The organism is Micromonospora sp. HUAS YX12 (assembly GCF_040215685.1).
Classification (GTDB): domain Bacteria; phylum Actinomycetota; class Actinomycetes; order Mycobacteriales; family Micromonosporaceae; genus Micromonospora; species Micromonospora tulbaghiae.
Genome location: NZ_CP157974.1, coordinates 1,850,747 through 1,864,009 on the forward strand (window position 1 = coordinate 1,850,747; position 13,263 = coordinate 1,864,009).

Annotated in this window: 7 protein-coding genes; 2 read left to right on the plus strand and 5 right to left on the minus strand. The window is 72.7% G+C overall.

Translation table 11 applies throughout. From position 1 onward, the window contains the following. Positions 1–80: 80 nt before the first annotated feature. Entirely contained in the window at positions 81–3,566 is a 3,486-nt protein-coding gene (locus ABIH81_RS09205) for an AAA family ATPase (RefSeq protein ID WP_349879895.1), read from the plus strand. 42 nt (positions 3,567–3,608) lie between these two features. Beyond that, positions 3,609–4,529 (plus strand): alpha/beta hydrolase, encoded by a 921-nt coding sequence (locus ABIH81_RS09210; RefSeq protein WP_349879896.1) that lies wholly within the window; start codon positions 3,609–3,611, stop codon positions 4,527–4,529. On the opposite strand, the gene fxsT is transcribed toward ABIH81_RS09210, so the two are convergent. The 5 genes from fxsT to ABIH81_RS09235 all read right to left on the minus strand — a co-directional run bounded on the left by fxsT (position 4,507) and on the right by ABIH81_RS09235 (position 13,048). Further along, positions 4,507–8,442: an FxSxx-COOH system tetratricopeptide repeat protein gene (gene fxsT / locus ABIH81_RS09215; RefSeq protein WP_349879897.1), complete on the minus strand. Its 3,936-nt coding sequence runs from the start codon at positions 8,440–8,442 to the stop codon at positions 4,507–4,509. The two genes, ABIH81_RS09210 and fxsT, sit on opposite strands and share 23 nt — an antisense overlap. Next, on the minus strand, positions 8,439–9,629 hold the full coding sequence (locus ABIH81_RS09220) for a TIR-like protein FxsC (protein WP_349879898.1): 1,191 nt from the start codon (positions 9,627–9,629) through the stop codon (positions 8,439–8,441). The genes fxsT and ABIH81_RS09220 overlap by 4 nt, the downstream gene beginning before the upstream one ends. Positions 9,630–9,722: 93 nt before the next feature. Then, positions 9,723–10,565 carry an AAC(3) family N-acetyltransferase gene (locus tag ABIH81_RS09225; RefSeq protein WP_349879899.1) on the minus strand — a complete coding sequence of 281 codons (843 nt, stop codon included), beginning with the start codon at positions 10,563–10,565 and terminating at the stop codon, positions 9,723–9,725. Beyond that, entirely contained in the window at positions 10,562–12,868 is a 2,307-nt protein-coding gene (locus ABIH81_RS09230) for an FxsB family cyclophane-forming radical SAM/SPASM peptide maturase (protein WP_349879900.1), read from the minus strand. The genes ABIH81_RS09225 and ABIH81_RS09230 overlap by 4 nt, the downstream gene beginning before the upstream one ends. A 6-nt stretch (positions 12,869–12,874) precedes the next feature. Further along, positions 12,875–13,048: a hypothetical protein gene (locus tag ABIH81_RS09235; RefSeq protein WP_013289092.1), complete on the minus strand. Its 174-nt coding sequence runs from the start codon at positions 13,046–13,048 to the stop codon at positions 12,875–12,877. Between the last annotated feature and the right edge of the window lie 215 nt (positions 13,049–13,263).

Consider the following 13,263-nt stretch of genomic DNA (forward strand, 5'->3'; position numbering starts at 1 on the left):
CCGGTGAGGAATCGATAGCTTTCCGTCACTGAAGTTTCTATCCTTGAAGAATCCCGATCGCCAGCAGCGGAAGGGGCGGCATGCCGCGCCGTTCGAGCCTCAGCTATCGAGATGCGTTACGACTGCTGGCCCCGGGCAGCGCGCGCATCACCGAAACCGACAAGGTTGTCAGCGCGGGGATCCTGGGCGCCGGGGCCCTCTCCGGCGGTACGGCGCTCGCGCTGCTCGGCCCGAAGAACGCGCTCATGCAGCTCGTCCGGGACGCCACCGGAAACCAGGCCGGGCGCATCCGCGCGACCGGCGGAAAATCGTATTACGAGCTACTGGAGGCCAGCCATACCGTGCTGGCCCTCTCCGCGTTCTTCGACGGATTCCGCGACGAGGTCGGGCCGGGCTTCGACAGGCTGGAACTGACCGACGAGGAAAAAGTCGGCATGGTGCCGGCCGAGCGGCGGCACCACACGCTTCCGCAGGAGATCGACGGCGGCTACTTCCCGCTGCCCTCCTCCGTGCACGGCATGGACGACACCCGGCGGGACGTCGAGGCCGCGTACGTCAAGCTCTACGACGCCACCATCGCCTTCTGCGAGGGTCTCGCCGCCTGGCCGTCGGTGCGGCGCGGGCTCGACCTCACGTCGATGCGCTCCCGCGTGGTGGGCCGGGCCATGTGGCACTACGAGGACCGCTTCGACCGGCTCGCCGCGGACCTCCCCGAGTTCGGGTTCCGGATGATCCGGCAGGCGATCGAGCACAACCTGATCGACAACCGGAAGCTCACCACCGAGGTCTCGGCCCGGCTGGACGCGCTGGCGCAGCTCTACCGCAACCTGTCCGAGCTGTCCGGTCCGGTGGCCGCCGACCGGCCCGACCTGCTCCGCGAGTCGCTCGACCGGCTCACCGGCTCGCTGGCGGCGGTGTTCCGGCAGCCGCTGCTGCGGATCAAGGACGTCGACTTCCACCTGCGGCTGCCGAACGTGGACAGCGGGTTCATCAGCCCCGACTTCCGGGCCGCCGAGTACGGCAAGCACACGTCACCGGAGCGGGAGCACTGGTGGGAGGACCAGCCGCGCCGGGGTGACCTCGTCGGGTTCCTCTCCGAGTATCTGACCGACCCGGCGAGCCTGCACCGTCCGCTGCTGCTCCTCGGCCAGCCGGGCGCCGGCAAGACGCTGCTGACCCGGGTGATCGCGGCCCGGCTGCCGGCGAGCCGGTTCACCGCGATAGTGGTGCCGCTGCGCCGGATGTCCGGGGACACGTCGCCGACCGAGCAGATCGAGGCCGCGATCGAGCAGGTGATGGACGAGCGCATCCGCTGGGCGGACCTGCGTCGGGCCACCCAGCACACCACCGTCGTGGTGATCTTCGACGGGTTCGACGAACTCGTCCAGGTCACCGGCACGGCCCATTCCCAGTACATCGACCGGGTGGCCGAGTTCCAGGAGGCCCAGTGGGATCTGGGCTACTCGGTCATCCCGATCATCACGTCGCGGATCCTGGTGATGGACCGCGCCAGCGTGCCGCAGGGCACAGTGCTGGTCCGGCTGGAGGACCTGACCGACGCCCAGGTGACGGCCTGGCTGACCGCCGTGAACGCGGCGAACGAGGACCGGCCCGGCTACCGCCGGCTGTCCGCCCGGGAGCTGCTGTCCCACGGCGAGCTGGCCCGTCAGCCGTTGCTGCTCACGCTGCTGGCGATCTACTACAACGAGCACTGGGCCGACCGCCGTCCCGGCGCCGCCATCTCCCGGTCCGACCTGTTCACCGGCCTGCTCACCGCGTTCATCAGGCGGCAGGTGAGCGAGAAGGCGCCGACCGCCCTCGCGAACCACGAGCGGGAGGCCCGCGAGCACCAGCTCCGGCGCGACCTGGCGATCACCGCGTTCGCCATGTTCAACCGCAACCGGGAACTGGTGAACCGGGCCGCGCTCCGTCTCGACCTGGACTGCTTCGGCTCCGGGCCCGGAGACGGCTCGCGCTTCGAACTCGGCGACGTGCTCGGCCCGGAACAACTGGTCACCGCCGCGTTCTTCGTGGTGTACGGCCCGGACGACGTGCAGGGCGAGGACGCCCGGCGCACGTACGAGTTCCTGCACACCACGATCGGCGACTTCCTGATCGCCGAGTACGTCATCGGGGCGCTGCGGAGCCTGGCCGTGCTGCGCCGGCACACCCGCAGCCCGGCCGGCTTCGGCTACCAGCTGGACACCGGCCAGTTCCGGGCGCTGCTCTCCCACCAGCCGCTGGTGAAGCGGGAGGCGGTGGTCGGTTTCGCCCGCGAGCTCGCCTCCCGCCACCCGCAGGAGCGGGACGGGATCGTGGAGACCATCGCCGGCCTGCTGGCCGAGGCCCGGCAGCGGACCAACCTGGCCGGCGTGGACGGCTACCGGCCCGCCCCGTACGACCCGGTGCGGCTGCTCGCCGCGTACACCGCCAACCTGGTCGCGCTCGCCGCGCTGGTGTCACCGGACGGAGTACGCCACACCGACCTGATGGACGAGGCGACCTGGGTGTCGACGGTCCGGCTGTGGCGGGCGGGGCTGGACGAGAAGGGCCAGCTCGCGATGATCAGTTGGCTGGGCCGGGACGCCGACGGCCGGATCATCGCCGAGCGGCGGCGCGAACGCCGGGGGGAGACGGTGAACGTGGCCGCCGAGGAGGCGCGGCTGCTCGGCGACATCACCACCTACGGCCAGTTGCAGGCGGGCGCGCGGACGTGGCGCGGCCAGCAGCCGGACAGCTTCGAGGCCGGCCGGTTCCACGCCGACCTGGTGTCGCTCGCCACCCGCCGCTGGCCGGTGCCGTCCCTCCACCAGCTCATCCTGTACGACGAGCGCAGCTACCGGCGGCTGTGGGCGCGTGCCGCCGAGTCACCGGAGGCGGTGTCCAGCACGAGCGCCACGGTCCTGCTGGAGTGCCTCGCCGAGGACGGCGCGCAGTTGCCCCGCGAGGTGGTGTGCGGGCTGACCCGGGTGGCGCTGAGCCGGCTGCCCGACTCGCCGACCGCGCCGCCCGAGCTGATCATCTCGTGCCCGTACCTGATCGACGAGTTCCCGGAGCTGGTCGACTCGCTCGGCACGACCGACGACCACGCGGTGCTGCACGCGCTCATCCTGCGGCACGGGCTCCACCGGCTGCCCCAGCGGTACGTGCCCCGGGTCCGCCGGGTGCTCGCCGACATCGAGGACCGGCTCGCGGAGCTGCCGCTGGAGGACGGCGTGGTGTCGGCCGAGATGGCCGAGCAGTTCGCCGCCGCGCGGGTCGACAACCGCACCGCGTTGTGGCTGCTGATGGCGTTGAGCGAGTACGCCGAACTGGCCTGGCCGAAGATCCCGCCGAGGACGATGGACGCCCTGCTCGCGCACCGGTTGCCGGACGAGTTCCTGGACGAGGCGAGCCTGTGCCGGCTGCTCCTGGACTATCTGCGGGCCTACGACCGGGCGCCGGCCGAGGTCTCACTGGCGTCCGCCCTCGACACGCTGCGCGTCCTCGCAGCGTCCGACCCGTCCGCCGACCAGGCCGGCCGATCCGATCACACCGGCCAGGTACCGGCCGCCGAGGCGGTCTGACCACGCCACCCGTACCGACCACCACCCGTTCGGAGGCCCCGATTGGCACACTCGCCCCGGCACCGAGAGCACATCGTCCGAACGGGAAGGAGGAACCTGGCGGTCGACATCGCCGGGGCGGAACGCGGCTGGCCCGTGTTCCTGATGCACGGCACACCCGGCAGCCGCAACGGTCCACGACCACGGTCCATCGTGCTGCACCGGCTGGGCGTACGGCTGATCTCGTACGACCGGCCGGGCTATGGCGGTTCCAGCCGGCTGCCCGGCCGCCGGGTCGCGGACGCCGCCGCGGACGTCGCGGCCATCGCCGACGACCTGGGCCTGGACGGGTTCTCGGTGGTGGGGCGCTCCGGCGGCGGCCCGCACGCTCTGGCCTGCGCCGCGCTGCTGCCGGATCGGGTACGGCGGACCGCCGTCCTGGTCGGTCTCGCCCCGGCCGGCGCGGCCGGGCTGGACTGGTTCGGGGGCATGACCGACGCCAACGTCCGGGACTACGGCGCCGCCGAGCACGACGTGCCGGTGCTCGCCGAGCAGTTGCGGCTGCGGGCCGAGCGGACCATGGACGACCCGGGCTCGCTGCTGGCGCTGCTGGTCGAGCAGATGACCGAGGCCGACCGCCGGGTGGTGGCCGGCGTGCCGATCCGCCGGCAGCTCACCGACGCCTATGCCGAGGCGCTGCGCCAGGGGCCGCACGGCTGGATCGACGACGTGCTCGCGTTGCGCGCCGACTGGGGCATCACGCTGGCGGACATCCGGATGCCGGTCCGGCTGTGGCACGGCGCCGACGACAACTTCGCCCCGGCCAGCCACACCCGCTGGCTGGCCGAGCAGATCCCCGGCGCGCAGTTGCACGTGCAGCCGCGCAGCGCGCACTTCGGCGCGGTGGAGGTGCTGCCGGAGATCCTCGCCTGGCTGGCCGACCCGGTGGAGCGCGCCGCGGTCAGATCGGATGCGGGTCGATGATGCGCCGCTGCAACCGGCTCTCCCGGACGGCCTCGACCGCCGGGTGGTTCTCGCCCAGCCGGTAGGTCAGCTCGCGGGTGACCGCCTCCAGCTCCGCCCGCCGGCCGCTCTCCACCCGCTCCTGCATCACCACCAGGTTCGCCCGGCAGCGCAGCGTGTTCGTGTGGTCGCGGCCCAGGGTCCGGACCAGGCCGTCGTGGGCGCGCCGCAGCAGGCTCAGCGCCTCCAGGTCCGCGGCCTCCCGGCCCTCCGGCGGGTCGGGCTGTTCGGCGATGCAGATGCCCTGGTTCATCCAGCCGGAGAGCGGGTACGGGTGCCCGCTGCCCAGTACGCCGGCGAGCGCGTCGGCGGACCGGCCGGCGAGCTGCCGGGCCTCGGCGAAGTCCCCGGCGCGGCGGGCCACCATGGCGAGGTTGACCATGCAGACCAGGGTCAGCGGGTGCATCGGGCCGAGGTTGCGCTGGTAGATGCGGTGCACCTCGGTGAGTTCCCGGCTGGCGCGCTGGAACAGGTCGACGGTGAGCAGGTTGATCGACAGGCTCAGCCGGCAGGTCAGGGTCTCCGGGTTGTCCGGCCCGAACCGCTCGTTCAGCAGCTCGTACGCGGCTTCGAGGAGCTTGCCCGCCTCGACCGCGTGCCCGGCCGCGCGCAGCGACACCGCCAGGTTCGTCTGCGTCCGCAGGGTGATCAGGTGTTCGGCCCCGGCGGTGTGCAGCAGATCCCGGTGGACGCTGCGCAGGCGGGTGACCGACTGCTCGAAGTCGCCCGCGTCGCGCATGTCGATGCCGACGTACGCCGACGAGGCGAGCGTGTCCGGGTGGTTCTCCCCGAGGATCGCGCGGCGCCCGGCCAGCACCATCTCGTCGTTCTTGCGGGCCTCCCGGAAGTCGCCCATCAGGCGCTGCGTGCTGGCGAGGTTGTTGAGCGCGGCGAGGGTACGCGGGTGCTCCTCGGTGAAGTTCCGCTTCCACGCGTTGAACGTGATCTCGTCCAGGCGCAGCGCCTCGTTGTACATGCCCATGCCGCGCAGGTCGCGGGCGAGCCCGCCGGCGGTCATCAGCGTGTGCGGGTGGTCCTCGCCGAGCAGTTCCCGCTGGGCCGCCAGCACCTCCTCGTCCAGCGCCCGGGACTCGGTGAACTGCCCGAGGAAGGCGAGGATGTTGGCGAGGTTGAACTGGAGATGCAGCAGTTGGCGGCGCAGGTCGTCGCGTGCCCGCGGGTCGGTCTCCTCCGCCAGCATCCGCTCCCAGGTCTGCGCGACCTCCTGCCCGAGCCGCCGGCCGGTCTCCAGGTCGCCGCGCAACTGGAGGTAGCGGACCCGGTCGATCATCAGCGCCCGCACCTCAACCTTGCGGCTCAGCGGCGCCTTCGACGCCTCCAGGTGCGGCCAGATGACCCGGAACCGGGGCCAGCCGTCGGGGTCGTCGACCTCGCCCTCGGGCCGGGCGGCGGCGAGCACCAGGTGGACCTGCTGACGCGCCTCGTCGAGTTGCGCCTCCGTCATCCGGGACCGGACGGCGTGCTGGAGCAGGCGGTGCATGAGCACCAGGCCGCCCCGGCCCCGCTCGCCACCGGACGGGTTCTCGGCCCGCAGGTCGACCCGGACCAGGGCGAGCCGGTTGGCCTGCTGCACCAGTTGCTGGCGGACCAGCCGCTCCTTCGCCTGCGGGTGGAACGGCACGAGCGCCTCGGCGAACTCGTCGCTGTAGACGAGGTCGGCGGAGATCTCCGGCGCGAACACCGAGCAGAGTTGCAGCACCCGGTAGGCGGCCGGGTTGCGGGTGCGCAGGTGGTTGAGGGACAGCTCCCAGGTGGCCTCGACGGAGACGTTGCTGTTCGGCTCCATCACCGCGCCCGGACCGAACTTGGCGATCTCGGTGAGGTAGCTGTCGACCGAGTGGCCGGTGTCGGCCAGCCAGGCCGCGGCGGCGGTGACGGCGATCGGCAGGTCACCGAGCAGGGCGGCGATCCGGTCGGCCTGGTCGACGCGCATGGTCGGCACCCGCTCGGTGAGGTGCTGGATGCTCTCCGCGCGCTTGAACACGTCGACCTGGACGGTGGTGGCCCGCTCGACCCACTGGAGGTTCCGGGACGTGATCAGCACGTGGCCCTTGCCGTCCGGCACGTACGGCAGGACGCCCTCGACCTCGTCCGCGTTGTCCATGATCAGCAGCCAGCGGAGGTCGGTGCGGCGCAGCGCCTGGAGCACCAGCCGGGCGTTCTCCCGGTTCGATTCCGACGACGGTACGCCGAGGTAGGGCGCGAGGTCACCGATCGCCGACTCGATGAACGGCACCTGGTCGGCGTCGATCCACCACACCATGTCGTACGCGGCGCGGTAGCGGTGGGCGTACTCCAGCGCGAGCTGGCTCTTGCCGATGCCGCCCATGCCCTGCAACGCCACCGGCCCGGTGCCGGAGAGCACCACCTTCGGGCTGCTGCGCAGCAGCGTCCGCAGCTCGCGCAGGTCCGCCTCCCGGCCGGTGAAGCGCTTGTTGCGGCCCGGCACCTCGAACACGGTGTTGTCGCGGCCGGGGAACCGGGGACCGGTCGGCAGTTCCAGGTCGGCCGGCACGCCCTCGCGGCCGACCAGGCGCAGGATCCGCGCGGCGGCGGTCCGGGCCTCCAGCCCGGCCACCGAGACGGTGTGCGCGGCGGGCACGTTCGCCAGGCGCCGCACGTCCGCGACGTAGACCACGAGCGGCACCTGGTCGGGCGAGCGGTCCGGCGCGGCGAGGACCGCCTCCTCGTTGGCGTTGGACTCGGAGACGATGATCAGCTCCCGGGCCGTCCGGGGCGCCTCGTCGTCGGTGAACCACGGGTCGGTCACCCGGACGTCGGCCGACACCAGCAGGTGACCGATCCACTCCGCCCACACCCGGTCGTACGGGGCGTGCCGGAGCAGGATCTCGTTCTCCACCGAGGTGGAGGTACGGGTGAACCGGGCGTTGACCCGCTCGCGTACCGCGCTGCTCATCGGCGGCAGCGACTCCACCTCACCCCGGGTGATCTCCCGGGCCAGCACCTCGTACGCGGACAGCAGCGACCCGTTCACGCCGGGCTGGTCGGCGAACGTGGCGAGCAGTTCCTCGTACGCGTAGAACGCCTGGTAGGGCACCTGCATCCGGGCCCAGTACCGGTCCCGGTCGGCCTCGCTCATCCCGCTCGGCAGACCGCTGAAGCGCTGCCGCGCCACCGCCCGCCCGGTGTCCGCCTTGACCTTCTCCGCCGGGTCGATCCGCATCGGCACGGGCAGCACCCGGATCCGCCGCGACCCGTAGCGGTGCTCGACCAGCCGGGCCACCTTGGCCGCGCCGGTGATGCCCTGCTCGCTGAGGGTGAAGCAGGTGACCAGCACGTCCGGCAGCTGGATGGTGCAGATGTCGGCGACGTCGGAGAACCCGGTACGGCTGTCGATCAGCACGTAGTCGTAGTTGCGCTTCATGTCGGCGCGCAGCGCGTCGAAGAAGTAGCCGCCGCCCTGCCGCTCGTAGAACTCGTCCCAGTTCATCCCGGCGAGCGCGCCGGCGTAGTCGTTGTTCTGCTGGCCGGCGCCGAGGAAGTCGAGCGTCCCGTCACCGGGGAAGTTGGACCAGTTCAGCGAGAACGAGTACTTGTGCACGCGGGCGTACTGCTCGTGCCAGCGGTCGTCGCCCTTGTCCTGCTTGGTGGTGGTCGCCCACTCGTACTCCCGGATCAGGTCGATCACCCCGCCGGTGCTCTCCAACGCGTCCCGGTCGATGAACGGCGCGAAGAAGCGCGACAGGCCGGGGGATTCCAGGTCCCAGTCCACTGCGAGCACCCGCTTGCCGTTGGCGGCGAGGATCCAGGCGACGTTCGCCAGCGCCATCGTCCGGCCGGTGCCGCCCTTGTAGGAGTAGAAGGTGACGACCTGTCCCTCGCGTCGGGTCATGTGTCCACTCCCTCGTCGGGCGGCGGGTTCTCCCAGAGCCGGGGTTTGCTGATCGGCCGTCCCGGCGGCGGGTAGGCCGGTCTCGCCTCCAGGTAGCGGCGGCGCATCCGGTCGACCAGGCCGTGGATCCCGGCCCGCCAGTCGTCGTACGTCGTGATCGCCAGCGGGCGTGCCGCGGCCGGGAAGATCGCGATGGCCCGGTCGAGCAGCACCGCAGAGTGGGAGCGGCGGCCGGGTGCCGAGTCCTCGATGATCACCACGACGCCCACCCATCGGTGCAGCGAGGCGACGGCCGCGCGGACGGCCTCCGCACCGTCCGGCGTCTCGACCACCCGAGGATCGATCATGAGTACCCCCGGGCAGCCCCGGAACAGCCCGGCATCGGGTACGAAGTCGCGGACGTCGATCGGCATCCGCAGCCGCTGCACCGCGTCGGTCACGTCGTCGACCACCGGCGGCCGGCCGCGGAACGGGCGCCACCGGCCGGCCTGCGTGTCGGACCGCCCGTTGAGCCGGCCCGGGTCCGCCGGTTCCTCGGGCGCGATCACCACCGCCCGGAACGGCACCTCGCTGGTCGGCGACGACGGCAGGTCGGTCGGGCCGGTCGGCGGCTCGGCCGGTTGCAGCGGCGTCTGCTCGGCGGTGTCGACGATGTGCTGGGCGAGCCGGCCCAGCACCTCCTTGTAGGCGTGCTGGAACTTCTGGAGCCGGCAGAGCGCGCTCATGCCGTTCGCGGCGTACGCGTCCACGTCGGCGGCCATCGCCACGGCCCGGGCCTGGTCCGGCGCGTGCACCGCGGCGGGCGACGGGATCCACAGGACCGGCAGGATGTTGTCGCCGTCGGCCGGCCGGCCGGCCCGGATCAGCCGTTGCCGGAACCACTCCCGTTCCCGGCGCGAGTCGTCCCGGTTGAGGTAGTCCGGCGAGTACAACGGCACGAACACCTCGGCCTCGGCCAGTGCGGTGCGTTTTCGTTCCGTCCGGTCGTCCGGCGGCCGCACCATGAAGTCGGCGAAACCCTGCCGGCGTAACCGGTCGCCGGGCCGGCCGTCGATCGTCAGGTTGAGGTCGTGGTAGAAGCGGCGGACCCAGTGGTCGCCCGGGGTGCGGTCGTTGTGCGTCGGCGGAGGGACGTAGCTGAGGAAGAAATAGGGCGGGCCCGGCAGCGCGGGCCGCTCAGAGGTCACGGCGACACGACCGTTCCACGGGAAGAGCGCCTGACCCCCAACCGTTGATGATCACGCGTTGCTCCCCAGTCGACACGACACGGCGCCTATCGATCAGGGTAGAGAGGTTGCGCCCGGGTTACCAGGCCCTGACCGTCCGATGTGGGCGTCCATCCAGGCCACGGCGGCGCGTACCGCGTCGGATATCGGCAGCAGCCGGGCCGGCGCGTCGCCGACCGTCCCGTGCCGGGTGAACGCCGCCCGGTCCAGCTCCGCGCCGATCTCGCTGAACAGGGCCGCGTCGAGGTGCGGCGCCTCGAAGTCGAGCCGTTCCCGGCGGCCGTCGCGCACCACGTAGCAGCGGTACGGGCGCCGCTGCGGCGGGCGGCGCAACCGGTACTCGGCGAGGTGCAGCGCGGTGCATGTCGCATAGCCGACACCGAGCAGCAGCGTCCACGCGCCGGCCGCCTCCAGGGCGGCCAGCGGGGACCGCTCCCCGAGATGGGAGTCCAGGTCGTGGACGCGCATCAGCTCCTCCGCCCGGGGCCCCCACGCGCTGAACGAAGTCTGCGGGTGCCCGCTGCGGACCGCGCCGGGCAGCCGGCGTACGTGCTCGGCGAACGCGCCGACCCCGAACGACGGTGTGACGGCCGAATCGAAGCCGGGCATCCGTTCCTCGTACGCCAGGCGTTCCTCGTCGGTCAGCCCGGCGGTCGCGGCGCGGTACGCGGCGCTGCTCACCGAGTTGTCCGGGGTCTGCGCCGGGACCACGACGGTGCCGGCCGGACCCACGGCCGTGCGCAGCGCCCCGGCCAGGGCGCCCGCGCCGCCGTCGACCGGTCCGAGGGTGCGCAGGGAACAGTGCACGAGCACCACGTCACCGGGGCCGAGCCCGAGCGCGCGCAGGTCGGCGGCGAGCGTGCCGGCCCGGTACGCGGTCCGGGTGGCGGTGGTCACGACGGCCACCCGGACATCGAGCGGGCGACCTGCCGGACCAGCCGCGAGCCCGCCGGGGTGAGCGCGTCCGCCCGTTGCAGCGCGCCGATCGCCTCGGCCGTCCAGTCGCGGTACCGCCGGTAGACCGCCTGCGCGCCGTCGACCTGGCGGTCGGCCCGGATCCGCCAGATGCCGGCCACCGCCGCGTGCGCGTAGATGCCGTGCAGGACGGCCTCCGCGGGCCGGGGATCGGGCCGCCAGCCCACTGTGATGTCGATCGGCCGGGTGCCGTCGACCAGGTCGCAGATGTCCAGCAGGGCGTTCATCTTGCTGTGCTGGAACTCGTGCACGAGCAGCACCGCGAGCGATCCGGCGTCGGTCTCCGTGGCCGCGACGCCGCCGAACGCCTGCCGCGCGGTCGACGCCTCGCTGACCCCCGCGCCGCTGCGCCGCAACGGCACCACGGCCCGCAGCCCGGCGCGCAGCTCCTCGGCGTGGCCCGGCACCTCGTCCCGGATCACCTGCCACGCCGCCGCGAACGTCTCGGCCCAGCGCGCGGCGCCGGCGTCGTCGAGCCGGTCACCGGCCGGCAGCCGGTGGCAGTCGCGGTGCGGGTCGCCGTCCTCCAGCAGGACGCTCACGTCCGGTGTGGCGAGCACACGGGTCGGCCACCACCTCGGCGCGTCCCCGGGCGTCCCGGGGCGGATCGCCACTGTCACGTCTCCGGCGGTCACCCGCAGCGAACCCGGGCCGGTCTCGACCCGTGCGGCACCGTCGCCCACCTCGGGCAGCAGGACGGTGCCCACTGTCGGCAGGTGCAGGCGGCCGGATCGCACCGGCACGTCCAGGCGTACCGGGGTGCCGGCGTCGAGCGCGGCGGCGGCGGCGAGCGCGGTCAGGTAGTCCGGTCCCTGCCGGGCGCCGGTGCCGGTGCCGGCGAGGCAGTCGACGGCCCACGCCCGCACGTACGGATGGGCCGCGATCCGGGCCACGGACTCGGGAGCGCTCCGGTCCAGGGCGGTCAGCGCGGCCCAGCCGTCGGCTCCGGCCCCGCCGGCCGGCAGTCGGTCGGCCACCTCGGCGAGCAGCGCGCGGACGATGGTGATCTGTGCCTCCACGAGGCGGCCGATGGCGACCCGGTCGCCGGTCAGGGCCGCGAGGCGGTCGATGAAGTCGTCGGGCAGGCCGGCGTCGAGCCGGACGGGTGCTGGTGGGTTCTCGTTCACGTGCACGATCAGCTCTTTCAGATCGGCGCAGTAGACACTCGGATGGTCGAAGTGCCCGGCGCCGTACCGGTGGGCGAAGAGTCCGCCGCCGCACTGGTCGACCACCGGGCACCGCCGGCACTCGTCGCTGAGCCCGGCCCGGCCGGAGCGGCGGCGGGCCAGGAGCGGGCTGGCCGCCACGTCGTCGGCCGCGTGCGAGAAGACGGTCATGCCGGTGGACGGCGCACCGTCGTACGCGGTCTTGAGCGAGTCCGCCTGCTCCCACTCGCCGTCCGTCTCGATCACCGCCAGGTCGACCGGGTCGAGACCGAGCCACTCGGTGCCGCTGGGCCCGCCCGCGGCGGTGGACAGCAGCGAGTCGAAGAGGCGGACGGAGACCGGCCGGCCGTCCGCCCGCCAGCGGTCGTACACGGCGCGCAGCCAGTCCGCGTACGCGGTACCGCCGCCGGCCGGCCGCCACGGCGGGTCGTCCCAGGTGGCGTGCGGGAGCAGGAAGTCGATCCGCGGAGGTTCCTGGGCGAGCAGCGACTCGTACACCGCGATCGGGTCGTTGCGCACGTCCACCGTGCACAGCAGGCCGGAGTAGATCCGCCGGTACGCCGGGCGGCGCAGCAGGGCGAGCGCGCGCAGCACCTGGTCGTAGCTGCCGGCTCCGGACCGGAAGCGCCGGTGCCGGTCGTTGGCGGCCCGGTCGCCGTCGAGCGAGACGCCGACCGCGACGTCGTGTTCGGCGAGCAGGTCGCAGAGCCGCTCGGAGAGCAGTACGCCGTTTGTCTGCATGCCGAGCCGGAGCCGGGTGACCGGGTCGATGACACGCCGGAGGCCGGCGAGCACCTCGCCCAGCCGCTCGGCGCCGAGCAGCAACGGTTCCCCGCCGTGCAGGATGACGGTGACGTCCGGCAGGTCGTGGGCCGCGGCGTGTTCGGCGATCCGCCCGGCCGCGGCCCGGAGCACCTCCGGCGTCATCCGTACCGGGCGCCGGCGCCAACTCTGGTCGGCGTGTTCGTAGACGTAGCAGTGGTCGCACGCCAGGTCACACCTGGCGTGCACCTTGAGGACGAACTCGGTGAGCGCCGCGCGGGCGGGCCCCGGGGCCATCGCGGATCAGATGAACGACGAGAACTTCGCCGCCGGGATCCGGGTCTGATCGAGGTGAGCCGCCATCACCCGGCGCACGATGGGGGAGATGTCCGCGGCGGAGAGCCGGTCGAGCGGCTCCGCGCGGACCCTGCCCAGCGAGACCGGGGGCTCATCCTGGCGCAAGGGTGCGGTTGTCATGAGTGTTCCTTAGGTTCGTGAATACGCCGGCCGAGCACAGCGGCGACGGTCAACCTAGTGGCTTTGGGGATCCAGCGCCATCGACCCACCGGTGGGGAGACGGTTCTTTTTGGACGGTTCGCCGATCGGCGTCGTCGTCGCCCGGGGGAGCGACCGTAAGGGATCAATTATGCGCCTTTTTGCCGATCTAGACCACGAATCGAAAGTTCAGACTC

Coding starts and splice junctions, on each gene's coding strand:
- ABIH81_RS09205 (WP_349879895.1), top strand. CDS start 81: ATGCCGCGCCGTTCGAGCCTCAGCTATCGAGATGCGTTACGACTGCTG.
- fxsT (WP_349879897.1), bottom strand. CDS start 8,442: ATGACCCGACGCGAGGGACAGGTCGTCACCTTCTACTCCTACAAGGGC.
- ABIH81_RS09230 (WP_349879900.1), bottom strand. CDS start 12,868: ATGGCCCCGGGGCCCGCCCGCGCGGCGCTCACCGAGTTCGTCCTCAAG.
- ABIH81_RS09235 (WP_013289092.1), bottom strand. CDS start 13,048: ATGACAACCGCACCCTTGCGCCAGGATGAGCCCCCGGTCTCGCTGGGC.